Here is a 24788-nt window from a genome sequence, read left to right as displayed (position 1 = left end):
GGGACCGAGACGGTGAGATGAGCGGCGGGGGTCACCTGGGGTGGCCCCCGCCTCGGCATTAGGGGACGGACTGTCCGGGCTCAGTCCTCGCTCGATCCGCCCGCCCCCGCCGGACGCCATCCCCGAGAGCGGGCCCGGGGAAGGGTGAACGCGGCCCACAGGACGGTGAGCACGGCGGCGGAGCCGAGGAGGACGAAGAGGGTGGCGCGGTCGGTGGCGCGGTCGGCGGCGGCCGTATCGCGTACGGCGACACGATCCGCGGCGCGCTCGGCTCCGGTCGGCCCACCCGAGTCGCCGAGGACCGTGGTCACGGCGGCATAGGCATCCAGTTGCGGGATGTCGGCGGGGTAGGCGGTGGCGGTCAGCCGACGGGTGACGGCGTCGGGCGAGGCGTCCGGGTGGGCCGCGCGGACCACCGCGGCGGCCCCGGCGGCGTAGGCGGTGGCCACCGAGGCGCCCGCGCCGAGGTAGTGCCCGTCACCACGCGGGCCCCCGGAGACCACCCCGGCCCCGGGCGCGGCCAGATCGATGCCCGTGGTGGGCAGGGAGCCGTCCGGGCGGACGCCGCCGGGGAGCATGTCGGCGACCGAGAGGACGCCGGGTTCTCCGGCCGGCCAGTACACGCGGGACGGGATCTCGTCGGTGCCGCCCCGGGACGGCGGGTCCGGGGTGGCCGCGGCGACCACGACCGCGCCCGCGCGGCGGGCGTCGGCGACCGCACGGGTCAGGTCCGTGTCCCGGCGGGGCAGGGCCACCGTGACCGCGATCACCTCGACCCCGGCTTCGGTGGCCTCGCGTACCGCCTCCGCGACCAGTGCGGGGCTCGGCTCACCGCGTGTGTCGGTGCCGCGCAGGGCGAGGATCCTCGCGTCCGGGGCGACTCCGGCGAGGCGCGAGCCGGTCCCGGCGATCAGCCCGGCCAGGAAGGTGCCGTGCCCGACGCAGTCGTCGGCAGCCGCCCCGGCGGCGGTGACCCTGCCGTCGAGACCGGCGGCGTCAGGGGCGACGCCGGTGTCGATCAGCGCGACGGTCACACCCGCACCGGTGCCGTGCCCCTGCAGCCGGTCCAGGTCGAGGCGCTGACGTGACCAGTCCTGCTTCTCCGCCTTCTCCCGGGAGGCGGGGGTGCACTCCGCCTCCTCCGCCTCCGGATCGAGCGCGGAGGGCATCGCGGGAAGTTCCTGGCCTTTCTTCCCGTCGGCCGTCGGCATCCGCGACAGGGGTGCCGTATGAGCCGGAACGGCCGTCGGCAGCAGCAGGGCTGCGGCGAGGCCGGCGCCGGACAGCAGGCGGGCGGCGCCGAGGGCGGGCGGCTTCACAGGCCGGCCCCCTTCGGGGCAGCGGCCACGACGTCCTCGGGGATGAGGATGCGCAGATCGTCCAGGGTGGGCGCGGCCAGCGAACTGAGCCGCCCCGCCTGGCGGGTGACCATCGACTCGACGACCTGCCGGGCCAGCCGGGCATTGCCGAACGAACGGTCCCGGGGCAGCGCGTCGAAGTACGACTTGAGCACCGGGCCGGTGCCGGGTCCGCACTCGTAGCCCATGCTCGCGGCCTGTGCGCGCACGATGGTGACCAGTTCCTCGGAGGAGTAGTCGGCGAAGCGGATCCGGCGCGGGAAGCGGGAGGACAGCCCCGGGTTGGAGGCGAGGAAGCGCTCCATCTCGTCGGTGTAGCCGGCGACGATGACGACCACCTCGTCGCGGTGGTCCTCCATCAGCTTCAGCAGGGTGTCCACGGCCTCCTGGCCGAAGTCGGCGCCGCCGCCCTGCGGGGTGAGGGTGTAGGCCTCGTCGATGAACAGCACGCCGCCACGGGCCCGTTCGAACACCTCGCGGGTGAGCTGGGCGGTGTGGCCGATGTAGCGGCCGACCAGATCGGCACGGGCCGCCTCCACCAACTGGCCTCGTGCCAGGATGCCGAGCTGGCTCAGGATCTCGCCGTAGAGGCGGGCGACGGTGGTCTTGCCGGTGCCGGGCGGGCCGGTGAAGACCAGGTGGTGGCTGAGCGAGGGCACCGGCAGCCCGGCGGCGGCCCGGTGGCGGGCGGTGGTGATGAGGTTGACCAGGTCCGCGACATCGCGCTTCACCTCGGCCAGGCCGATCATGTCGCCGAGACGGGTCAGCGGGTCGTCGTCGGGAACCCCGGACTCGGCGGCCTTCGCGGCGGCGGTGACGGACACGTCCTCCGGCAGCAGCAGCCGCAGGTCGTGCTCGCCGACCTGTGCCTGGGCGGCGAGCCGGACCGCCTGCCGGTCCACCATCTCCTCGAACACCCCTCGCGCGGCACGGCCGTTGCCGAATCCGGCGTCCTTGGGCATCGCCTCGAAGTGCGCCGCCAGCGCCGCCGCGGTGCCCTCGCCCAGTTCGTACTGGTGCTGGGCGCACATGTTCTCCATGATCGCGACCAGCTCGGGCACGGAGTAGTTCTCGAACTCGACGGTCCGGGAGAAGCGGGAGGCGAGGCCCGGGTTGGAGCCGAGGAAGGACTCCATCTCACGGGAGTAGCCGGCCGCGACCACCACCACGTCGTCGCGGTGGTCCTCCATCAGCTTCAGCAGGGTGTCCACGGCCTCGCGGCCGAAGTCGGCGCCGCCGTTGCCACTGTCCGCGGTGAGCGTGTACGCCTCGTCGATGAACAGCACGCCGCCGAGGGCCCGTTGGAAGGTCTCGGTGGTCTTGATCGCGGTGCCGCCGACGACCTGCGCGACCAGGTCGGCGCGGGAGACCTCCACCAGGTGCCCGCTGCGCAGCGAGCCCAGTTCGGCCAGGATCGCCCCGTAGAGACGGGCGACGGTGGTCTTGCCGGTGCCGGGCGGACCGGCGAAGATCAGATGTCTACTCATCGGCGGTGCGGACATGCCCAGTTGCTCGCGGCGCTGGGCGAGCTGGGTCAGATTGACCAGGGTGCGCACCTGCTGCTTGACGTTCTCCAGGCCGATCAGCGCGTTGAGGGCGCCGAGCGGGCCGTCCGCGCGGTCCGGCGGGGGCGCGTCCGCGGCGCCGGAGCCGGCCGGGTCGGTGTTCTCGGCGCTGCCGGTGCCCCAGGCGTCCCGCTTGCCGTTGCCGGTGCTCTTGAGGCCGTCCACGGCGAGCCGTTCGCCGGGCGCCGTCTGCACCAGGCCGCCGCCCTCGTTCTCCCGCGCCAGACAGTTCACCAGCGAGACCGGGGCGGTGGACTCCACCCGGAAGCCGTCCTGGGCACCGCCGCTGACCTCGCAGCCGCTGAGCGAGGCGAGTGCGCCCTCGCGGAGCAGGAAGCCGTGGCCCTGGGGCGCGTGCACCGTGGTGCGGTTGGCGGTCAGCTCGCCGCCCGCCGCGACCACCACACCGTCCTCGCCGGATATCTCGACACGGAAGTCGCGGACGGTGACATTGCCGCCGTCCTCCACGACCAGGCCGCTGGTGGCGGTGTCGGAGACCCCGCCTCCGGCCAGGTAGAGGGTGCTGCCGGAGGCCACGCGCACACCCGCGCCCTTCGGCCGGACGATCTCGCAGTCCTCGGCACGGCCGCGGGCGTCCTTGCCGGCCACGATGCCGTCGCCGGAGGGCTCCACCAGTCGGGCCCGGCGCAGCAGGGGGTTGGCGCCGCCTCTCACCGAGACCGCGGGCGAGCCTCCGATCACCTCCAGGCGGTCCAGCTCCGGCGCCGAGTCCTCCTCCAGGAGCAACCCGGTCTGCTCGCAGTCACGGACCGTCAGGCCGGTCAGCGCCGGGGAGGCGGCCCCCGCGACCCGCAGCGCCGCGCCCTGCGCGCCGTCCACCCAGCAGTCCTCGAAGGTGCCGCGAGCCCGATCGGTGACCAGCACGCCGTGGCCGCGTGTGCGCGAGACGCGGCAGCGGCGCAGCACCGGATCGGTGCCCCCGGCCAGGGCGATCCCGTTCCCGGAGGCCCCGGTGACGCGGACGTCCTCCAGTGTCGTACGGCCCGCGCTGCTCAGGTGCACGCCGGTACTGGTGTCGTGCACCACGGTGCGGACCACGGTGAGGGAGCAGTTCTGCTCCAGGGCGATGGAGGGCTTGTCGGTGGAGGAGATGTCGCAGTCCTCGACGCTGCCGGTGGCCTCGCCGTTGGCGAGCAGGCCGTTGCCGCGGGCGGCGCGCACCGTGCAGCCGCGGAGGCGGGCCTCGCCCTGTTCGGCGAGGACCAGGCCGCTGGTGCCGAGGTGCTCCAGCGTGCAGGACTCCACGGTGGTGGGCGTGGTCGAGGTGACCACGATGCCCGCGCCCTGCGGGTTGCTGACCCGGCAGTCCCGCAGCGCGAGGGAGCCGGTGCCGCCGGCCAGGATCGCGGTCCAGGCGGCGCCGACGATCTCACAGCCGTCGAGCGCGGCCTGTCCGCGCCGTACGTCCACGGCGGGCAGCTCGGCGTCCCCGCCGCGCAGGGACAGCTCGGAGAGCATCACGGCGTCGGCGCGCAGCGAGAGCACGCTGCCCGAACGCGGCCGGATCTCGACCGTGCCCCGCCCCTCGGCGGCGGTGAGGGTGACCCGGGTGTGGATCACCAGGTTCTCCGCGTACGTCCCGGGCCGGACGCTGATGAGCGCGCCGGTACGGGCAGCCGAGAGTGCCTCACCGATCGTCCGGTGGCGGTCCTGGTCCCCGGGACCGACCGTCAGTACCTGGCGCGACACGCACCAACCTCCTTGCTGGGGGGCGTCTTCAGCGGGTGCCCCCGATCGCCGGGGGCGTGTCGGAGAGCCGACGGTCCATCATGCCCCGCTGTCGGGGCGGGGCAGCGGCCGGGAGCGACACTCTCGGCCTGAAGGCGTCTGGCGGGCGGTCAGACGCTCCATTTCTGGTTGTCGGTGCCGGCGCAGGTCCACAGTTGCAGCCAGGCCCCGTTGCCCGTGTTGTTGTCCTTGATGTCGACGCACTTGCCGACGACGGTGTTGACCAGGTCGTGACGCTCGTTGAGGACGAACTTCTGGGCGGCGTTGCCACTGCACCAGGCGATCTGGATGGGGGTGCCGTCGTTGTAGTTCGCGTTGGCCACGTCCAGGCACAGGCCCTTGATGCGGATGGTGCCGTCGGAGGCGAACTGCCACTTCTGCGCCACGCCGTTGTTGCAGTCCCACACGAACAGCTTCTTGCCGTCGCCGAATTCGGCGTTCGGTACGTCGATACAGCGGCCGGAGAGATGGCTGCGCAGGGAGACGGGGGCACTGAACGTCACGCCCGAACCGGAGTTCGCGGGCTGGTCGTCGCCGCCGGACGCCTTGTCGCCGTTCGACTTCTCAGGCTGGTCCTGCTGACCGGCGCCCGCCTTGGGCTGGTCCTTCTGACCGGTGTCCTGCTTCGGCGTTTCCTTGCCCGAGCCCCGCGCCGCGGTGCCGGCGGGGGTTTCTCGCACCGGCTTGGCGGGCTTGGCGGAACTCTTCTCGCCGTCGTCGGAAGCACCGTTGTCCGGTTGGGTCACCACGAAGTCGCCCGGCGCCTCCGGCGAACCCCCACCGAGCACGGTTCCTCCCGCCGGCGCCGCTTTGGGGTCCTTGTCGTCGTCCCCGGTGAGTACCAGGAAAGGCACCGACACGAGCAACGCCCCGGCGACCGCCGCCCCGGCCAGCACCGCCCTGCCCGGCCTCCCCACGTGAGTGGTCTGCCGCCCGGGCCGGTCGATGGCGGTCGCGGTCATGGTCCGCACGAGGGCGGGCAGCCGGCTCTTCGCTGCGGCGGCAGCACCGGGATCGGACTCGGACTCTGCTTCGGTCTCGGGCCGGCCGCCGGGGGCCGCGCCGCTTTCGGGACCGGTTCCGGCTTCGGGCTCGGCGGTCCGGCCGGGCTCCGCGGCCCCTTGGGCGGTGGCGGCCGCTTCTTCGACCTCAACGGTCGTTTCCTCGGCCTCCGCCTCAGCCTTCGCCCTGGTGGGCTCGACCTCGACCTCGACCTCGACCTCGGGCTGAGGCTCGGCGGCGGCGGAACCGGACTCCGCCCTCGCGGTGGTGGGGGTGTGCTGGACCGGACGCGTCACGGGGTCCTCCGTGTGGTGTGGGGCCAGGGTTCAGAAGAGCTCTCGGTCCGGTACTCGGAGGGGGCCGCGACCGCCCGCTCGGCTTCCGGCTCGACAAGGGGATCGAGGAGCGTGTCCGCCGGGACGAGCAGGGGGGCCGCGGCACCGGCGTTGACCATCAGCAGGGTCCCCGAACCGCTCAGTGAACGGGCCAACTCCCGTGCCGGAACCGTGTCATGCCGAAGTGCCTCGGACATGAATTCATGCGCCGGTGAGGTGAACGACAGCACCACTGGCGCCCCGTCCAGCCCTGCGGCCGTGAGCGGGCCGCCGTCCGGTCCGCGCACCACCGTGATCTCCGCTTCCGCGAGCGCCGCGAGCGCCTCGTCCACCGAGCCGTAGCCGGTGGCGGCCCGCTGCGCCGCGGCGTCGACCGGGTCGGTGGGCTCCGGCCAGCCGAGCACCCGAGCCGACGGCCGGTACGCCGGGTTGGGGCGATACTCCCCCACATCCCCGCTCTCGTCCGACTGCCACTCCCCCAACACCGCCCATTCCGGCGGCGTTCGGTCCTGCGTCCACTCCGCGTCCACCACGCCGATCCAGTGACCGGGCGCCCGGCGAGCGGCGGCCCGTACGGCCTCGGGTATCGCGGGAGTGTCGGTGGCCCCGGCGTCATCCGCGCCGGGTGACGCCGGGGCGTCATCCGCGCCGGGTGACTCGGCGGCGGCCGGGCCGGAGCCGTCGGGCACCGCGGACGGGACGTCATGCCCGCCCTCTTGCCGTTGTCCGGGCCGCATCTCCACCTGAACTCTTGGGTCAGTACGAACACTTGGGTGCCGTCGGCGTGTGCACCCGCCGACGAAGATCAGATCGGGGAGCCCCCAGGATGCCACACGAGCCCCGCCCGTTGCGGGGCGGGCAGGGTCCGAATCGGGTGCCCTACGTGCCCGTTTGCTGCCCGGGTGCGGGACTTTCCGGGAGCAGCGAGGCGTGAGCGGACAAAGTGACGGGAGAGTTGAGGGGGTAGGACGGCTGATCTTCCCCGGTACGGGCTAAGTTGGCCCGTACGGCAAGATCTCGCGGCTCGGAATGGCGTCGGATCGGCCTGCGCCCTTCACCGCGGCGGGTCATGCTCGCCTCGACGAACGGGACCGCGCCGAACCGGCCCACCTCGGCACGGCACTCGACCAACGCCCGCCGGGCCGCCCGGTGTTCGTCCAGCCGTCACTGGGCGGGCCCCGCCCACCACTGACAGCTCCGCCACCGAGGAGGAGTACCGCATGCCCCCCGAGCACCACACCCCCGGCGCGAACACGGAGGCGGCCGCCGTCCGCGCAGGTGAGGCCGCGTCACCGCCCGCGCCCTCCACACCGGACGTGGCGGCGCCCGGCCGGGCCCCTGCCCCCGAGGCGGAGTCCGAGACCACCGGGACCGAATCCGGGACGGAATCCGGGGCCAGTGGGACGCAGCCCGGCAGCACAGGGGCGGTGTCCGGCGCAACCAGGGCCATGGATACCGCCGCCACCCCGGCCTCATCCCCAGCGGCAACTACCGGGACCACTGAGGCACCCGAGCAACGCGCCGCCGTGGCGGCGGCCGTCGGAACGACACCGCCGAGTGCCAGGACCGAAACCGGCGTCGGCAGCGGACGCCCCCGCAAGCCGATCCTGGCGGGGGCAGCGATCGCCGGCGCCGCGCTGATCGCCATCCCGCTGCTCCTGGCCGGCAGTGCGAAGGACGACGGGCCCGGCGACTCCGGCAAGGGGCTGGCCGCGGAGGGCTCCGACACCGTTCTGAACCCGAGCTCGGCCCCGGCCGGCCTTGGCGACTACGTGGCCGAGAAGCCCAGCCCGTCCCCGAAGAAGGCGAAGCCGAAGAAGAGCGAGCCGCCGAAGGTCAGCGCCCCCGAGCCCGCCGCGCCCGCCCCGCAGTCCAGCCCGAGCAGCACACCCGGGACCAAGCCCAAAACGAAGCCCAGGCCCGAGCCCAAGGCGAGCCCCAAGCCCGACTGGAGCACCGAGACCGTCTACGCGACCAGCGTCCTGGAGGTCAACCAGGCCTGGACAACCAACCGCATCCGGATGGTCATGCAGACCGACGGCAACCTCGTCGTCTACAACGAGCAGGGCAACCCCATCTGGGCGTCCATGACATTCGGCCCGAACCACCGGGCGATCTTCCAGACGGACGGCAACCTCGTCATCCACAACGCCGACGACCGCCCCATCTGGGCCTCCCAGACCCACGGCCACGAGGGCGCCCAGCTCGTCCTGCGGTCCGACGCCAAGGTGGTCATCGTGCACAACGGCGGGGTGGTCTGGTCGACCTGACACTCGAGATGGCCCCGGTGCCGGGGCGGTCGCCCCGGCACCGTCATGTCACTTCTCGTCACGCAGCTGGGCCGCCAGGGAGATCAGCGACTCGGTCTCCTCGGTGTGGCCCGAGGCGGTCAGGCGGGAGACCGCCGTGTCGAGGCGGGTGAGCGCGGGGGCGACGCGTTCCAGGTAGATGCCCTCCACGGCACCCGCGAGGCGGACGCAGTCGGCCCACTCGCCGACGCGGTCGTCCTCCGGCCCCGGCTCGCCGAGCAGGGAGAGGGCCTTCTCCAGGGCGGCCAGGGCGTCCTCGTACTCGCCGGCGTAGGCGTTGACCCGTCCGTGTTCGTAGGCCAGGGCGGTGTCCAGGGAGCGGCCGTGGGCCTCGTATTTGGCGGCCCGGGCCTCGTCGGCGATCCGGCCGGCGTCGGTGAGGAAGCCGCGGGCGTCGGCCAGGCCGTCGGCGCCCTGCCGCTGGGCCTGGAGACGGGCGAGTTCGCGCAGGCAGTTGCTGAGCTGCTCGTAGCGCGGGGCCCGGGCGTGGGCGGCGAGTGCCTGGTCCGCGGCTTCGCGGGCGCGGCCGAACTCGCCGGCCTCGCCGAGGAGTACGGCCGTCTCCGCGGCGATCATGGCGTGGCTCCCCGGATCGTCGTCCCAGCCGGCCGACTCGGCGGCCAGGGCGACGAACTCCGCCGTGGCCGCCTTGAGGTCCTCCCCCTGGTGCAGCGCACGGGCGCGGGTCAGGCGCAGCTGAGCGGCGAGCCGGTCGTCCAACTCTCCGGCGGCGACGTCGGGTTCGGCCAGGAGGGAGTCGAGCAGAGCGATGCAGTCCTCGACGCGGCCCAGGTCGAGGCTGAGTTGAGCGGCGTTGCCGTACGCGCAGAACGCGTCAGTCCGGCTGCCCCGGCGAAGGTCTGCTTCCGCCGAGCGGGTCAGGTGCCGCAGCGCCTCGTCGGGGCGGCCGAGGTGCATACAGGCCTCGGCCAGATCACCGTGGAGGCGGCTGGTGTCGATCGCGTCGGCCGGCCAGTCGGCGGCCAGGCGCAGGCCCTCGGTCAGGTCCGCGTGGGCGGCCTGCGCGTCGCGGAGGCCGAGCTGGAGCCGGCCTCGCAGCCCGAGAGTGCGGGGCAGGTGCCAGGCCGGGCCGTGCGCCTTCAACCGGTCGAGGAGAGCGTCGATCTCGGTGACCGCCGCGGGCAGGTCGCCGGAGATGGCGTGTGTGCTGACCCGCAGCAGCAGGGCGCCGGAGATCTGACCGGCGATGTCATGCCGGGTGGCGAACGTGTGCACCTCGTCCACCTCGGCGAAGACCGGCGCGACGTGCTCCTCGCTGCGTGAGGTCTGCAGGCGGAGTGCGAGCGCGGTCGCCCGCAGCCGCAGCAGGCGGGCCTCCAGGTAGGGAGCCAGGCCGGGCGTCTCCTGGTGCAGGCGGACGATGGACGCGTGGACGTCGGTCAGCGCGGCGGCCTTCGCCTCGGTTCCGTCCGCGCCCGTTGCGGGGATCTCGGCGGTGGCGAGCAGGGCGCAGGCGCGGGCGAGCACCGCGTGGCCCGGCAGTCCGGCGGCGTCGTACAGGGCCGCGGCCTCCTCGTGGAGGTCGGCGGCTTCGGCGAAGTCGTCCTTCTCTCCCGCCCGATTCGCCTCGTCGGCGAGCAGGTCCGCGCGCAGCTGTACGACCGGGCCCACCGCCGGGTCGTCGGGGTGGGTGTAGTCGCGGGCGGCGACGAGCGTGCGCAGCCGGGCCCAGCAGGCCTGTGCGTCCGGGTGTCCCCGCTCCTCCAAGGTCCTTGCGTGGAGGATGAGTTCGGGCAACGAGTCGGGGACGGCGGCGACCGCAGGGGCGGCGGGCGCGGCGACCGGGGCGGCCGGGGCCACGTCGTCGAGGCTGCGGGCACGCAGGGTCAGTTCCAGTGCGTCCAGGAGCGGGGCACGCTCGAGGCGGGCCCTGCGGCGGTCGGTGTGGGCCGTGGTTCCGTTGCGGGCGTCGAAACGGGCGGCCAGGTCGTCGGCGCGACCGCGCACCTCGGCGCGGAGGCCGGCCACCGTCCAGGTACGGCCCGCGTACCCGGCGGCGGGCAGTTCGCCGTGACCGAGAAGCTCGACGCGCTGGAGGAGGACCTCCACGCCGGTGAGGAAGCTGAGCTGGTCCAGCGGCGAGTCGACCTCGTCGAACAGGGTTCGGTTCTCGGCGAGCAGTTCCAGTCCGCGTGCCTCGTTGCCGGTCAGCGCGCAGAACTCCAGGTGCCGGCCGACCTCCTGGGACATCGAGGGGTTGCGGCGGCAGCCGCGGTAGCCGGTGAGGTGCAGTTCGCGGGCCTGGTCGGTGCGGCCGGTGCGCAGCAGGGGCAACAGCGCGTACGAGACGGAGCGGGCCGGCTCCTCCTGGCAGGATTCCTTTCCGGCCAGGACGGGCTCCCAGGCGCGCAGCGCCCGCTCGTCGTCGCCCGCCGCGAGGTGGTACAGGGCGCGCTCGCAGATCTCGCAGGCCTCGCAGTCGCTGAGCCGGGTGCGGGTACGGCCCGCCCACAGTTCGTAGGCGAGGGTGGTGTCCTCGCCTACGTGGGCGGCGAGTTGGTACGCCTGTCCGTAGTAGGGCTGGAGGCCGAGATCGGCCTTCTCGTACCGGTCGCGCATCTCCGTCAGCCACTGGCGCAGGCTGGCCAGCGGTATCTCGGGCAGCTGGCGCAGGGCGTGGCCCACCCACTTGAAACGCCAGAACAGCATGTGGCGCAGGCGGTCGTCGAAGACGTCGGGCTGCTCGTCGAAGAGGGTGAGCAGACGGGCGAAGACGACGGGCGACTTCCGGGGTTCGGAGCCGTAGGTGTACGCCTCCTGCAGTTCGAGAAGCGCGTGGACGAGCGGGAGAGGCTCCGCGAACTGTTCGGCGGCGTCGACGAGTTCCTCGGCGGTGACGGTGCGGGTGCGGCCGTAGGGGCGCCGGTCGTTCTCCTGGAGCGCCTGGTACAGCTCGTCCGTGCTCTGGGGATGGGGTGCGGTGGGCATCGTCAGCTGTCCTTGCGGAGGGCGTGGGCGAGAAGGTCGAGGAAGGAGCGGTTGATCAGGCTCGACTCGGCGGGCCTGAGCGGGCGCCGGGACAGCATCGCGGCCTGTCCGTAGAGGGCTTCGGCGCTGGTGCGGGCCAGCTCGGGCTCGTCGATGGTGACGGCGGTGCGGACCAGCGGGTTGAGCTGGTTGAGGATCAGCTGGGCGCGCGGTGCCTCCTGGCGCAGGGCGCCGAGGATGTCGCCCCACAGGCCGCCGTCCTGCTCGCGGGCGAGCTGGGAGCGGGTGCGCTCGTGCCGGGCCTCTCGGCTGTCGACGAGCAGGGCGGGGGCGGACGCCGGCTGGAAGGTGCGCAGCGCGACGTCGCAGTCGAAGACGGCGAGGGCGTCACGGGCCTGGGCGAGGTAGGCCGCGGCGGCCAGTTCCGTCTCCCGGTCGACGGGGTCGAGGTGCGCGGTGAGGGTCGCCGGGTCGAGGTCGGCGACGGTGGCCTCGGGCCTGATCTCGGGCAGCCGGTGTACCAGTTCACGGTCGTAGGTGTAGCCGCCGTTGACGACGCCGAGCCCCGCGGCCGAGGCGATCGCGGCGACCTGCCGGAACTCCTCCACGCTGGACGTCACGAGCACGGTGCGGTGGGTGCGCGCGAACTCGTCGAGGGTGGTGTGCCCGTCGGTGGTCTCGAACGGCAGCCAGGGCAGCAGCAACCGCAGGATCTCGTCGTCGTGCACCGCGAGCGACTTCACGGCCAGGTGGTGGGCCTGGAGGAAGCGGCCCAGCAGGTCCGGGTCGCTGGCGGCGGCCCGGGCGATCCACGCGCGCAGCCGCTCGGCGAGGGCGTCGCGGACGGCGGCGAGGGTGTCGTCCTCGTACAGGGACTCACGGGACGCCGTCGGGCGCAGGCTCTCGGCGTCGACGACGCAGCGGACGAAGAACGCCCAGTCGGGCAGGATCTCCTCGGCCTGCTCGGACAGCAGCATGCCCTTGACGTGCACGCGGTGGCCGTGGCGGCGCCCGGCCGGCACCGCCTCGGGCAGCACACACGCGATGCCCTTCAGACCTACGGCGGGCAGGTCCAGTTCGATGGTGTCCAGCGGCGTGAACCCGAAGACCTCCTCGCCGTACGCGGCCAGCGCACGGGAACGGGCTCCCGGCGTGGGGTACGCACGAGCCCAGGGTGCGGGCCCGGGGTTGATGGACGCGCCGGGGCCGCCCGTGCCGTCGTCGAAGGTCACCGGGTGGCGGAGCAGGGAGCCGAAGTGGCGGGCCAGCGCGTGCACTTGCGCCGGGCGGGTCCACTCGCCCGCGTCGGCGCGCGGCGTCAGGGTGACCGTGGTGCCGGGCCGGGGGCGGGCGGAGGCGGGCAGGGTGTGGACGGTGTAGCTGCCGTCGCCGCGTCCCCGCCATTCCACGGCAGGGGCGTCGGAGGTGCGGGCGGAGCGGCTCAGGACGTGGATCTCGTCCGCGACCAGAAAGCAGGAGAGCAGGCCGATGCCGAACTGGCCGATGAAGTCGCCGCGTTGCTCGGCGATTCCCTCGGCGCGCTTGCTGCTGCGGCCGATCGTGGCGAGGAAGGCGTGCACGTCGGCCTCGGTGAGACCGACGCCGTCGTCCTCGACGCGTACGACCGAACCGTCGGCGTACAGACGGATGCCGAAGGCGTCGGCGGGTGCGGCGGATGCGAGGCCGTGCCGCGCGGTCAGGGCGTCCACCGCGTTCTGCATCAGTTCACGCAGGTAGACGCGAGGGCTCGAGTAGAGGTGGTGGGAGAGGAGATCGACGAGGCCGCGCAGGTCCACCTGGAAGGTGCGGTCGGCGCCGGCCGGGCTCAAGGGGGTGTCGGGCAGAGTCATCGGGCAGTCCGGGGTGAGGTGATCGACGAGAGGCAGGTGAGGTGGCGGACTCAGGCGCGACGCCGGAAGTGGGCGTACGTCTTCTCCGGACGCGCCATGTACTCCCAGGGCCACGGGGTGTAGGCGCCGTCGAGCTCGTGGAAGACGCGCGGTGCCACGATGCTCTCGGAGGACAGCGCCAGGGGCATGGCGAAGATGTTGAAGTCCTCCTGCCAGCCCGGACGTCGCTCGTAGGCGGGGTGGAGGATGCTGCGCCTGGCCGCATCCCTCAACTCCTCCTGGATATGGGGTGTGTCGAGAGAGTCCTTGCGGTCCGACTCGACCCACTCCTCGATATGGGCCATGGCGACCACACAGCCGAGACGGTGGCCCTCGGGCGCATCGGCGAACGCCTCACGGGCGAACGCCAAAGCCTGGCCGGGCTCGCCGCCCCAGCGGGGCTGCAGTTGCGACACCCACTCGATGTGTGTCTCCAGGTCCAGGGGGTCGCGGCGCAGGGCAGCGTCGAGCCGGGTCTCGTTGACGGCGGACCCCAGTGACATGCCGCGACCGGAGGTCAGGAGGCGACGCCACGGCGTGATCCATTCCGGCTGCAACTCGGCGGCCTCGAGCAGCTGCTCCTCGGCGATGTGGAGCCGCTCATGGAAGACCCGCCACTGCTCCTGCGTGACGTCGACGGCACGCGCGGCGGTGCGGGCCTCCCAGCCCCAGCTGATGTGGCGTGTCCCGGAGATCAGCAGGGCTGTCGCCCGGTGCTCCTTGTCCTCCTCGACGGCCCGGCCGATCCAGTCCTGCACACCGTCCAGGTCGGCCAGCTCACCCAGGACCTGGTGGTCGCGGCCGAGATCGAAGGGGGCGAGCGCCGCCTTGACCGCCTCCCAGTCACCGGCGTCGGCTGCCTCGACCAGCGCGAGCACCCGCGTGTCCCCGAGCGCGCAGGGTGTACGTCCCGTTCCTCTGCCTGCGCGGGACGGGAAGGGCATGCGGATCCACCGCCGGTCTCTCCGCACCCCTACCGAACAGCTTGCCGAACATGCCGCGCCCTCCCCTGGTCCCGCGTGATCTTCGGTGCAGCATAAACGGCCGCACTGACACCGCTTCCACAGGGTTTTCACCGTCACTTCACGGGCCGGTCGCGGGACGGGCCTCTCCCGGCCGGGGTCAGGTTCTGGAGTCGGCCGGCAAGGACGTTGCGGCGTTTCTAGAAGTCCCACCCCTCGTCGTCGGCACCGGACTTGGCGACCTCACCTGCGAACGATTCGCCCGCCATGCATGCCGCGAGCGTGGTGCCGTCGGCCGGGTCGATCAGGAGGAACGATCCGGTGCGCCGCGAGTCGGCGTAGGAGTCGAGGGCGAGCGGCTCGGCGGTGCGCACCCTGACGCGGCCGATGTCGTTGGCGACGAGCTGCCCCGGGTCGGGGTGCTGGGAGAGGTCGTCGAGCGTGAGCCGGGACGGGATCTCCTCGACGATCGCCTTGACGGTGCGCGTGGTGTGCTTGAGCAGTACGCGCTGGCCGACGGTGAGCGGCGTGTCCGCGACGTGGCAGACGGTCGCCTCGACGTCTTTGGTGAGCCTCGGAGGCCGCGGTCCCACGGTGAGCATGTCACCACGCCCGACATCGATCTCGTCGGAGAGCCGGACGCTGAGAGACGAGCCCGCTGACACGACGTCCGCCGACTGCCCGAGGACGTCGAGCGAGGTGATGGTGGTGACGCGGCCGGAAGGCTGCACGGTCACCGTGTCTCCGACCCGCAGGCGGCCGGTGAGCAGTTGCCCCGCGTAGTACCGCTCCCCGCCGTGCCGGATGACTATCTGCACGGGAAAACGAGAGGGCCCGCTCGCCGAGTTGTCGCTCAGCTGAACCGTCTCCAGGTGTTCCAGGACGGTGGGGCCGCCGTACCAGTCCATGTGCGCGGACCGCTCCACGACGTTGTCACCCGCGAGCGCCGAGATCGGGATCGCGGTGACCTCCGGGACACCCACCGCGCTCGCGAACGCGGTGAACTCCTCGGCGATCTTGGCGAAGTCGGTCTCCTCGTAGCCGACGAGGTCCATCTTGTTGATGGCGAGGACGATGTGCGGGACGCGCAGCAGGGCGGCGATGGCGGCGTGTCTGCGGGTCTGCTCGACCACGCCGTTGCGGGCGTCGACCAGGATCACCGTCAGCTCGGCGGTGGAGGCTCCGGTGACCATGTTGCGGGTGTACTGCACATGGCCCGGGGTGTCGGCGAGGATGAACCGGCGCCGGGGCGTGGCGAAGTAACGGTACGCAACGTCGATCGTGATGCCCTGCTCCCGCTCGGCACGCAGACCGTCGGTGAGCAGCGCGAGATCGGGGCCCTCGTCGCCGCGCGAGCGCGAGGCGCGCTCCACGGCCTCCAACTGGTCGGCAAGAACCGACTTGGAGTCGTGCAGCAGGCGGCCCACCAGCGTGGACTTGCCGTCGTCGACGGAGCCGGCGGTGGCGAACCGCAGCAGGGTCGTGGCCGACAACCCGGCCGGTTCCTCGGCGGTGCGGATGCTGACGGTGGTCATGTCTAGAAGTACCCCTCGCGCTTGCGGTCTTCCATCGCGGCCTCGGAGAGCTTGTCGTCGGCGCGGGTGGCGCCGCGCTCGGTCAGCCGGGACGCGGCGATCTCGGCGATGATCTGCTCCAGCGTGACGGCGTCCGAGTCGACGGCGCCCGTGCAGGACATGTCGCCTACTGTGCGATAGCGGACCTGGCGCTTCTCGACGCTCTCGCCGCCCTTCGGCCCGCCCCACTCACCGGCGGTCAGCCACATGCCGCTGCGCTTGAACACCTCACGCTCGTGGGCGAAGTAGATCTCCGGCAGTTCTATGTGTTCGCGCGCTATGTACTGCCAGACGTCCAGTTCGGTCCAGTTGCTGAGCGGGAAGACGCGGACGTGTTCGCCCGGTGCGTGGCGGCCGTTGTAGAGGTTCCACAGTTCGGGTCGCTGGCGGCGCGGGTCCCACTGGGAGAACTCGTCGCGTAGCGAGAAGACGCGTTCCTTGGCGCGTGCCTTCTCCTCGTCGCGGCGTCCGCCGCCGAAGACCGCGTCGAACTTCTCGTTCTGGATCTTCTCGGTCAGCGGCAGTGTCTGGAGCGGGTTACGGGTCCCGTCGGGACGTTCGCGCAACACACCGCGGTCGATGTAGTCCTGTACGGAGGCCACATGGAGGCGGAGCCCATGTGCGGCCACCACACGGTCGCGGTAGTCGATGACCTCGGGGAAGTTGTGTCCCGTGTCCACATGCAGCAGCGAGAAGGGAATCGCCGCCGGGGCGAACGCCTTCAGCGCCAGATGCAGCATGACGATGGAGTCCTTGCCGCCGGAGAACAGGATCACCGGCCGCTCGAACTCCCCCGCGACCTCGCGGAAGATGTGGACGGCCTCGGACTCCAGCGCGTCCAAGTGGCTGAGCGCGTATATGTGATCGGCAACGACATCGATGTGGCTGGAACTCATACCAGACGCCTTTCAACCAACAGGCTCAGCAGAGACGACACGGACTCGCCAACTGACTGCTCATGTGCGGGTATGCGGAGGTCCGGTGTCTCCGGGGCCTCGTACGGATCGTCGACGCCTGTCAGGCCCGATATCTCGCCGGCGGCCTGCTTGGCGTACAGACCCTTCACATCACGCTGGGAGCAGGTGCTCGAAGGCGTTGCGACATGGACTTCCAGATAGGGCGTGCGAGAGGCCCGGTGACGCTCCCTCACCGCCTGTCGACTGTCCGCGTACGGGGCGATGGCGGGAACCAGCACCAGGACGCCATTGCGTGCCAGTACTTCCGCGACCAGGCCGATGCGCTGCACGTTCGTATACCGGTCTTCGCGACTGAAGCCGAGCCCCGCGCAGAGGGTTTCACGTAACTCGTCCCCGTCGAGCACCTCCACCCTGCACCCTTCGCCACGAAGGCGTTCAGCCACAGCGTTGGCTATCGTCGTCTTTCCCGAGCTGGGCAGGCCCGTCATCCATACCGTCGCACCGCACCCGCACTCGCGCCTCGTCAGACTGGCTCGCGGCTCCGTTTTCACCGGCGTGTCGCTCTCTCTACTCAAGCGTGAGCTCTCGGATTACGTACGTCCCGGTCTTGTGAGGCGACACGATCAGTGTGCGTGGAGAAACGGACATCTCGTCTCGGCCGCCGCCTCCAGGTGGTGGCTCATCCCATCCCGGCAAGCCTGTCGAACAGCTTGCGCACCGGCACATCGGGATCGTCCGCCGCGATCGACAGCAGGGTCAGCCACTGCCGCAGCATCGCCACGGCTTCGTCGGAGGTGAAGTAATCCGTGGCGTAGTCGGCCCGCACATCCCAGCCCTTGCCGTCCGCGACGACGTACTGGAGCCAGTCGAACTTCGCCGAGGCGCCTCCTACGTGGATCCGCTCGCAGCGCAGGTCCGGGAGGTCCAGCCGGCTCGGAGTGTCGTCGAGGACCAGGCAGATGCGGCTCATGTGCTCGCCGGACAGCACTCCCCGCTTACGGGTGACGCGTCCGGCGAGCATGGCGTAGGGCACGTTGCGATGCCGTAGAACGCGCATGGAACTGCGTTTCGCCTCGGTGCAGACCTCGCCGAACGTGGCTTCGGCGGCGACATGGAGCCGCACCGGCAGGAGATCGGTCAGACAGCCGAAGAGGCCGTCGAGATCCGGCTCACCACGGCGGGACACGGCACCCCCGATGACGATGTCCTCACCGTTCACCGCTGCGGCGGTCACCGCCATGCAGGTGCTCATGAGCACATTCGGTGTGGTTCGCAGCGATCGGGCCGCCGCGCGGACTGCGTCGCCGAGCTCGGCGGAGATGGTGCCGCGCACGCAGTCGCAGTCGGATCCTCGTCGTTCGGCCAGCGGACGAGGGCGGGGCGGCAGGTGGGTGAGCGACGGCGCGCCCTCCAGGTACTCGGCCCAGAACGCGAGGGCCTCCGGGGCGATCCCGGTCGCCCGTTGCCGGACGGCAAGTTCACCGAGCGACAGTCCCGTCGGGGGAAGCTTCGCCGGCTCACCGCCGACCTGCTCGGTGTACAGCGCGGAGAGCTCCTGGTCGAGCAGCGCGAACGAGGCGTCGTCCACGGCGACATGGTGGATCCTCAGCAGCAGCACGTACTCGTCGGGCGCGTAGTCGTACAGCGTCAGCCGGGCCGGGGACTCGGTCACGTCGAGTGGTTGCTGAACCGCCCGACGCAGTGTTTCGTGCAGGTCCCCACCGGGCCACGGGAGCCGCTCCAGGGGCACGACGCCGTCCGGGTCGATGCGCTGGACGGGGCCGGTGTCGCCCAGCATGAAACCGGTGCGGAACACGGCGTGCCGTTTCACCAGCGAGGTCAGGGCGCGTTCCAGTGCGGGAATGTCGAGTGGACCCGCGATGCGCTGTGCCCACGCCTCGACGAACGGCGAGGGTTGTCCCATGAACTGATCGGCGATCCAGATCGCTTCTTGTTCAAGGGTCTGCGGGAATTCGTGCATCAGACTCGGCGCCTCTCCAGAGCTTGCAGGTCGACCTTGCCGTTGTCGCGACGCGGCAGATCGTCCACCTGCTCGAACCTGCTGGGAACGGCGTACGCCGGAAGCAGCGCGGAGAGCCTTTTGCGTGCCTCCCTCGGAGACAGCTCGCCGCCCTCGACGAGGGTGTAGACCAGCGCGATGTGTTCGACCGTGCCGCCCTCGTCGGTACGGGCGACGGCGGCGCAGGTGCGGATCTCCGGGACCGCCGATGCGGCGGCCTCGATATCACCGAGTTCGATCCGGTTCCCGCTCAGCTTGATCTGCCGGTCCCGGCGGCCGTAGTAGTGGAGAACGCCGTTGTCGTCGAACAGTCCGACATCACCGGTGCGGTATACGCGACGCTTCTCGCCCGATATCTCCAGTTCCGGGAACCGCTCGCGCGTCAGCGTCTCGTCGTTGAGGTATCCCAGTGCCACTCCGGGTCCGACCGCGACGATTTCGCCGCGCTCGCCGCGCGGTGCCGGCGAACCGTCGTCACGCAGAAGGAGCACCGTCGTACCGGGCACCGGCACGCCCACCGGGAGGCCGGTGGGCACGGCGCAGTCGGCCGGCGTCATCCGGTGCACCGTCGTCAGCATGCAGTTCTCGGCCGGTCCGAACCCGTTCCATATCGGCAGGTCGGGAAAGTGCTTCAGGAACAGTTCGACGTGTCGCGGAGACTGCTTCTCGCCGCCCACATAAAGCGCCTCCACCCCCTCGAAGGCGCCCAGGTCCTCATCAACGATCAAGTTGAACAGTGACGTCGTCAGCCAGACCGTGTCGACGCCCTCGTCGGCGATGAGGGCGCGCAGCCGACTGGGCATCAGATGGCTCTCGTCGACCACGACGCAGGTGCCGCCGGTGGTCAGCTGTCCCCAGAGCTCGAAGCCGTACATGTCCCAGGCCGCGGGCGCGACCTGCGGGGTGACGTGCCCCGGTCCGAATCCGCCCAGCCCGCCCGGCCCGAACAGCCGGGTAACGGCCCGGTGCGGGGTGAGCACCCCCTTGGGGACACCCGTGCTGCCCGACGTGAAGAACACCATGGCCCGGTCGTCCAACCCGGTGGGCACCGGCTCGAACCCGCCTGTCAGCGCGGTCTCCGCGATCTCGGACACGGGAGACGGCGCAATTGTCTGCGTAGCGCCGAGCCGCTCGCTGCCGGGTCCGCCGACGACGACCGGGCGGTCGAGCTGGGACAGAATCGACGCGATTCGGCTCGCGGGCCAGCGCGCGTCGAGAGTGGCGTAGGCGGCCCCGCTCATCAGCACGCCGAGCTGGAGCGCGACCAGTTGGGCACCGCGCGGCAGCAGCAGGGGGACGATGTCACCAGGCCGTACACCCCATCCGACGAGCCGCTCGGCCAGTACCGTCGCCGCCTTGGTGAGGGTCTGGTAGTCGATGCGCTCGTCACCGTGCACCAGCGCGATGTCGTGAGGCGCGGTTTCGGCGCGATGAGCCACCGCGGCGTGCACACTCCGCAACGGCGGCACGCTCTTCGCTTCGGTCACGCCGCACCGAGCCGAATCTGATCGACGAAATCGGCCAGCTCATCGTGTTCGAGCAGCCATGCGGGGTCGACGCGAAATCCGAGAAGGCGCTCGATGCGGGCACAGATCCGAATGGCCGAAAGCGATGCTCCGCCGAGGTCGTAGAAGCTGTCGCGCCGGCCGACCACGTCAACGTTCAGCACCTCTGCCATGATTGAGGCGACCTGTTCCTCCAGCTCGTCAGCCGGCTTCTCGTACTCAACTTTGCACACGACGTCACGGTTCTCGGTCACGCGGTCTCCCGTTCTCATCTGCTCGACTTGTCCTGGCTCAAGAGGCCGGCCACAGGTTCTCTATTTCTTGGACAGAATGCAGAACTCGTTGCCCTCTGGATCGGCCATGACCACCCACCCGTTCGACTCCCGGAAGTCGGTGACGACGGTGGCACCCAACGCGATCGCGCGTTCCACTTCCTCGTCCTGCGAGCGGTCCTCAGGACGCATGCAGAAATGCATGCGGTTCTTCACCGTCTTGTCGTCGGGCACAAGAATGAAGAGAACCGTGTATCCGTGCTTGGTGATCACGTAGCACTCGTCCGACCCGGGTCGGACGCCCTCGTGCGGGGTGAACTCGGCCATCTCGCACCACCACTGCGCCTGCGCGTAGGGGTCACGCGCGTCAAGGGTCGTGTGCGACAACGTAAGGGTCATCAGTTGCGTCCTTCTGGAATGGTTGCGGCCCGGGTCACGAGATCGGTTCGGTGGTGGTGGGCTGAACGGCTTCCTCAGCTTCTCGCAGCGCCCGCGTCGTCACCCGTGAGGCGAAGACGAACGCGGCGAGTGTCAGCCCGATGCCGCATATGACAAAGGTGGTCTCCGTCCCCACCCAGCGCCCCAATCCACCACCGAGCAATGCCCCGACAGGCACTGCGCCGAGCACGATCAGGCGATATCCAGCAGTGACACGGCCGAGCAGTTCGTCGGGTACGGCGGCCTGCCGAAGTGTGCTCACCACGATCTGGTTCAAGGCAGTGGCGACCGCGGCGACGAACATGAAGATCTCGGCGAATATGACGCTCCCACTGAGGCCGAGCACGACGTAACTGGCCGCGGGCAAAAGGGCGGCGAGCCAGGTGACCGGTCCCCCGCCAATGGCCGGGACCACTCGCGCGGCGATCAGCGAGCCGACGATGGCTCCCACCGCCGGTACCGCGATGAAGACGCCGTACCACGAGTCGGACACGCCCAGTGGCCCCGTCGCCAGGAGCACGAGCAGACCGCCGGTGGCAGCCGAGAACAGGTTGATCGAGCCGGAGATGAAAGCCACTCGTCGCAGCAGTCGGTGGTTCCAGAAGTAGGACCAGCCTTCTCTGATGCTGCGCACGACCTCACCCGGAGTGTGCTTGGCGCCGCTCGAATCGCTCGCGGTGGGCAGCATCCTGGGCAGGGTCATCGCGGCCAGTGCGGCAAGTGCGAAGAATCCCGCGGTGGATGAGAACACCATTACCGCTGACATCGCGAACAGAGCGGCACCCGCGGTGGGGCCGATGAAGTTGTTGATGGCCGACTGAGTCGCGAACAGGCGCCCGTTGGCCCGCTCCAGGTCGCTGCGCTGAACCAGGCGCGGCGGAACCGTCAACGCCGCGTTGTCCACCAGCGTCTCGGCCGTGCCGGCGAGGAACACGGCGACGTAGAGGATCACGATGCTGCGCAGGTCGGCCACGAGCGTCACGACCAGCAGCCCGAATCCGGCGGCGCGGATCATATTGCCCCAGAGCATGATGAGGCGTCGGTCGATGCGGTCGGCCAGCGCTCCGGCCGGCAGCGTGAACACCAGCCAGGGCAGGAACTGTGCCACCGACATCCCGGCGACCAGCAGCGGGTCACGGGTGATGGTCACGGCGAGGAGGGGCACGGCGGCCAGCACCAGGCCGTCGCCGAGGTTCGACAGGCCCTGCGACCACCACAGCTTGGTGAAGTTACGTCCCAAAGTCATATCCGGTCCTCTGTCGTACCCGCCCGTGCGCCTTGCTCGTTTCGTGCAGCAATCATCACAACCTGGTGTCGCCTTCGCCCAGTGCTTTCATTATCAATTCGTAGTACGGCAGCTGATCCCGCTCAAATGCGTTGGCAGTCTGCTCCAGTTCGTCCGACAGTCGCTCCTTCCCTGCCGGGGAGACTCCCAGCGCACTCGACTCACTTGCGCGGGTGTGCCATCGGCCGGTCGTTTCCCAACTTGACGGCGGCTTGCTGCGAAATGCGAGCGATTCGGCCATGAACTCGATGCCCATGGCCTCGCAGTACCGTTGCATCTCCGGCGCCGGGTCACCGACCAAACGGTCTCCGTCGACCAGGTGCATGGCGTAGCCCGAGGACGTCACCGTGGAGACGATTTCCCACAGGTGCCGAAATCCCATCGCCTGGGAGGTGGCGTCGGACTGCATCCTGAGGTGCGAGCGCACGGTGTCACGAGGATTGCGGACCATCGCAGCGTGCCGGCACCGCTTCAGGAAGGCGGGGTCCGCGCCGAGTCGGTCGATGTGAAAGTCGGTCGTGTCCTTGAAGAAGACGGGCCTGTCGGCGGCCAGTTCGACCAGGGTGGCCATGACCTGCTCCTGGCTCGTGCACGTGCGGTCGGCGACTTCGGCCTCCCCGAAGTCGCACACCCGCGAGAACGGCTCGTGTATCACCAGGAAGTCGCCGCGCTCATACATGGCACGTTCGAATGCGGTGGAACGCGACCGTGGTACGCACCACAGCGCCAGCAGACTCGGCTGCTCCGTCATGACGCCACTCCCCGCATAGATGTGTCCAGTTCACGCAAGGCCGTCCGCAGGATGCGGACTCCGTCGAGATACTCCTGAATCAGGATGTGCTCGTTGTCTGTGTGATCCTGATGGGCGTCCCCGGGCCCGTAGGTCGCCATCGGCACGTCCCAGCTCCTGCTCAGGGTGTTCATGTCGCTCGTGCCCGTCTTGAGTTTGTGACTGGGCTGGAACCCTTCGAGGAGGATGGCGCGGGACAGCGCACGCACGCACGCGGAGCTCCTCGGGACCATGACGGCCGGCACGTCGTACACGAGCGTCACCTCGATGTGCTCGCCGAGAATCACCGAGACCTGTCGCAGCAGTTCCTCGGAAGAGACGCCTGGGGGGTTTCGGAACACGAGCGAGCACGAACTCGAGAACGGCTCGAACCGACCGTCTCTGATGATCATGCCTACGTCTTTGAAGTTCGCGTTTCCCTGCGTCGAATAGACGCCCAGGAGCCTGTCCAGTGCCCGAATCAGGACCTCGCTGGACTTCAGTCCGGGAGTCGCGGTGTGCGTCCGCGGAACATTGCATCGCACCTCGAACTCGGCCATCCCCTTGTAGCCAATGGTCACGGCCGACGCGCCGCTGGGCTCTCCCACTATCACGGCGTCAGGGATGGGCACGGTCTTGCGCACATGCTCGGCGCCCCGTGACCACAGCGTCTCCTCCTCGACGACACCCACCCAGTGGATGCGGATGCCGAGGTCTCGACTGGTGAGCGCCGCGACGAGCATCGCCGTCAAGGGACCCTTGGCATCGACAGCGCCACGGCCACGGATGAGGCTCTCGGTCCGCTTGAAAGGAACCGGACCCGGCACAGTGTCCATATGGCTCAGCAACATGACCGTATGGGCGCCGTGCCCGACCAGGACATGTGCGTTGCCCACATCGTCAATGTAGCTCTCCGCACCGAATGCCAGCGCTATGTCCCGCAGCCGCTCTGCCAGTTGCCGCTCGCTGCCGGAGACGGACGGGATGGCCACCGCCTCGGCAAGCAGGGCGACAGCAACGCTGTCGGTCAGTTCACCATTCTGGGTGCTGATGTGTTGAATCGTCACGGCGAGCCAAAACCCTTTCCGATGAGGGTTCCGCTGCCGCGCAGGGCCTGTGCGATGGGCGCGTCCACGCGACCGTCGCAAATCTGTACCGTCTGCGCGCCTTTATCAAGTGCCTCTGTCGCAGCGGCGACTTTCATCCGCATGCCCCCGTTCAGATGTGACATCAACTGTTTTGCATCGTCTCGGCTCAGCCTTGTGATGGTGGATGAGGGATCGGCGGGATCGGCGAGCAGTCCCGGTGTGTCCGTGAAGAGAAGCAGCCGGTCCGCCCGCCATGCGGCTGCGATCTCACAGGCCATGCGGTCCGCGTCGACATTGGTCGCCTGGCCGTCGGCAGTCATGCCCGGAGGGCACACGACAGGAACCATGTCGCAGGCGTGAACGGCGTCCAGGATGCTCGTGTTCACGCCGACGACGCGGCCGGCGAAGTTGTCGCGCACCACCCGGACACTGCCGTCGAAGACCGCGCGGATCGCCGCTTTGCGCTCGGTGCGAATCAGGCCCCCGTCCATACCGGACAGCCCTACGGCCTCAACACCACGAGAACCCAGTTCCGAGATGATCCGCGCCTGGGTCCGCCCCCGCATCGCCATCATGAGTGCGCTCAGGGTCTTCTCGTCCGTGTATCTCGTCACCATCCCGTCCGGGGACTGCAATGTGCGTCGTGGCAGCCCGAGTTCACTGATGGTGTCGTCGATGTCCCGAGACCCGCCGTGCACCACGGTGATGTGGTGGTCACGCCACAGCGCGGCGATGTCGTCGGCGATCGCTGTGCTGCTCTCCTGGAGGCTGCCGCCCCACTTCACCACGATTCTCGTCATGG

18 protein-coding genes and 1 pseudogene are annotated in these 24788 nt (G+C 70.3%); 1 reads left to right on the top strand and 18 read right to left on the bottom strand.

Features of this window, described 5'->3' with window-relative positions:
- Positions 1–80: 80 nt before the first annotated feature.
- The 4 genes from ACZ7NC_RS13020 to ACZ7NC_RS13005 form a co-directional block, all read right to left on the bottom strand.
- Complete coding sequence (locus ACZ7NC_RS13020; RefSeq protein ID WP_471487588.1) at positions 81–1319, bottom strand: S8 family serine peptidase; 1239 nt, start codon at positions 1317–1319, stop codon at positions 81–83.
- On the bottom strand, positions 1316–4633 hold the full coding sequence (locus tag ACZ7NC_RS13015) for a right-handed parallel beta-helix repeat-containing protein (RefSeq protein ID WP_471487586.1): 3318 nt from the start codon (positions 4631–4633) through the stop codon (positions 1316–1318). The genes ACZ7NC_RS13020 and ACZ7NC_RS13015 overlap by 4 nt, the downstream gene beginning before the upstream one ends.
- Before the next feature lie 149 nt (positions 4634–4782).
- Positions 4783–5970 carry a ricin-type beta-trefoil lectin domain protein gene (locus ACZ7NC_RS13010; protein ID WP_471487584.1) on the bottom strand — a complete coding sequence of 396 codons (1188 nt, stop codon included), beginning with the start codon at positions 5968–5970 and terminating at the stop codon, positions 4783–4785.
- Positions 5967–6746 (bottom strand): type VII secretion system-associated protein, encoded by a 780-nt coding sequence (locus tag ACZ7NC_RS13005; protein ID WP_471487582.1) that lies wholly within the window; start codon positions 6744–6746, stop codon positions 5967–5969. Before ACZ7NC_RS13005 ends, ACZ7NC_RS13010 begins: the two co-directional genes overlap by 4 nt.
- Before the next feature lie 483 nt (positions 6747–7229).
- On the opposite strand from ACZ7NC_RS13005, the gene ACZ7NC_RS13000 reads away from it, so the two are divergent.
- Positions 7230–8279: a mannose-binding protein gene (locus ACZ7NC_RS13000; RefSeq protein WP_471487580.1), complete on the top strand. Its 1050-nt coding sequence runs from the start codon at positions 7230–7232 to the stop codon at positions 8277–8279.
- Between the two features lie 48 nt (positions 8280–8327).
- On the opposite strand, the gene ACZ7NC_RS12995 is transcribed toward ACZ7NC_RS13000, so the two are convergent.
- The 14 genes and pseudogenes from ACZ7NC_RS12995 to ACZ7NC_RS12930 form a co-directional block, all read right to left on the bottom strand.
- Positions 8328–11267, bottom strand: a complete 2940-nt coding sequence (locus ACZ7NC_RS12995; protein WP_471487578.1) for a hypothetical protein — start codon at positions 11265–11267, stop codon at positions 8328–8330.
- A 2-nt stretch (positions 11268–11269) separates the two neighbouring features.
- Entirely contained in the window at positions 11270–13117 is a 1848-nt protein-coding gene (locus tag ACZ7NC_RS12990) for an HSP90 family protein (protein ID WP_471487576.1), read from the bottom strand.
- 50 nt (positions 13118–13167) lie between these two features.
- Positions 13168–14152: pseudogene (locus ACZ7NC_RS12985) on the bottom strand (hypothetical protein).
- 166 nt (positions 14153–14318) lie between these two features.
- Positions 14319–15653 (bottom strand): sulfate adenylyltransferase subunit 1, encoded by a 1335-nt coding sequence (locus ACZ7NC_RS12980; protein WP_471487574.1) that lies wholly within the window; start codon positions 15651–15653, stop codon positions 14319–14321.
- Between the two features lie 2 nt (positions 15654–15655).
- Positions 15656–16588, bottom strand: a complete 933-nt coding sequence (gene cysD / locus ACZ7NC_RS12975; protein ID WP_471487572.1) for a sulfate adenylyltransferase subunit CysD — start codon at positions 16586–16588, stop codon at positions 15656–15658.
- Positions 16585–17136 carry an adenylyl-sulfate kinase gene (gene cysC / locus ACZ7NC_RS12970; RefSeq protein ID WP_471487877.1) on the bottom strand — a complete coding sequence of 184 codons (552 nt, stop codon included), beginning with the start codon at positions 17134–17136 and terminating at the stop codon, positions 16585–16587. The genes cysD and cysC overlap by 4 nt, the downstream gene beginning before the upstream one ends.
- A 152-nt stretch (positions 17137–17288) precedes the next feature.
- Complete coding sequence (locus ACZ7NC_RS12965; protein ID WP_471487570.1) at positions 17289–18590, bottom strand: condensation domain-containing protein; 1302 nt, start codon at positions 18588–18590, stop codon at positions 17289–17291.
- Positions 18590–20116, bottom strand: a complete 1527-nt coding sequence (locus ACZ7NC_RS12960; RefSeq protein ID WP_471487568.1) for an amino acid adenylation domain-containing protein — start codon at positions 20114–20116, stop codon at positions 18590–18592. The genes ACZ7NC_RS12965 and ACZ7NC_RS12960 overlap by 1 nt, the downstream gene beginning before the upstream one ends.
- Positions 20113–20388, bottom strand: a complete 276-nt coding sequence (locus ACZ7NC_RS12955) for a phosphopantetheine-binding protein (RefSeq protein WP_471487566.1) — start codon at positions 20386–20388, stop codon at positions 20113–20115. The genes ACZ7NC_RS12960 and ACZ7NC_RS12955 overlap by 4 nt, the downstream gene beginning before the upstream one ends.
- A 60-nt stretch (positions 20389–20448) precedes the next feature.
- The gene (locus ACZ7NC_RS12950) at positions 20449–20805 is read right to left on the bottom strand and encodes a VOC family protein (RefSeq protein WP_471487564.1); all 357 of its coding nucleotides are present in this window, start codon (positions 20803–20805) and stop codon (positions 20449–20451) included.
- Between the two features lie 34 nt (positions 20806–20839).
- On the bottom strand, positions 20840–22090 hold the full coding sequence (locus tag ACZ7NC_RS12945; protein ID WP_471487563.1) for an MFS transporter: 1251 nt from the start codon (positions 22088–22090) through the stop codon (positions 20840–20842).
- A 55-nt stretch (positions 22091–22145) separates the two neighbouring features.
- Positions 22146–22880, bottom strand: a complete 735-nt coding sequence (locus tag ACZ7NC_RS12940; protein ID WP_471487561.1) for a sulfotransferase-like domain-containing protein — start codon at positions 22878–22880, stop codon at positions 22146–22148.
- Entirely contained in the window at positions 22877–23965 is a 1089-nt protein-coding gene (locus ACZ7NC_RS12935) for a M20/M25/M40 family metallo-hydrolase (RefSeq protein ID WP_471487559.1), read from the bottom strand. The genes ACZ7NC_RS12940 and ACZ7NC_RS12935 overlap by 4 nt, the downstream gene beginning before the upstream one ends.
- A complete protein-coding gene (locus tag ACZ7NC_RS12930; protein WP_471487557.1) occupies positions 23962–24786 on the bottom strand; it encodes a [LysW]-aminoadipate kinase in 825 nt (274 codons plus the stop codon). Before ACZ7NC_RS12930 ends, ACZ7NC_RS12935 begins: the two co-directional genes overlap by 4 nt.
- Between the last annotated feature and the right edge of the window lie 2 nt (positions 24787–24788).

Source organism: Streptomyces sp. NPDC111802 (assembly GCF_055634335.1).
Note: the sequence above shows the minus strand (reverse complement) of the source record. Positions and strands in the feature narration are given on the sequence as shown.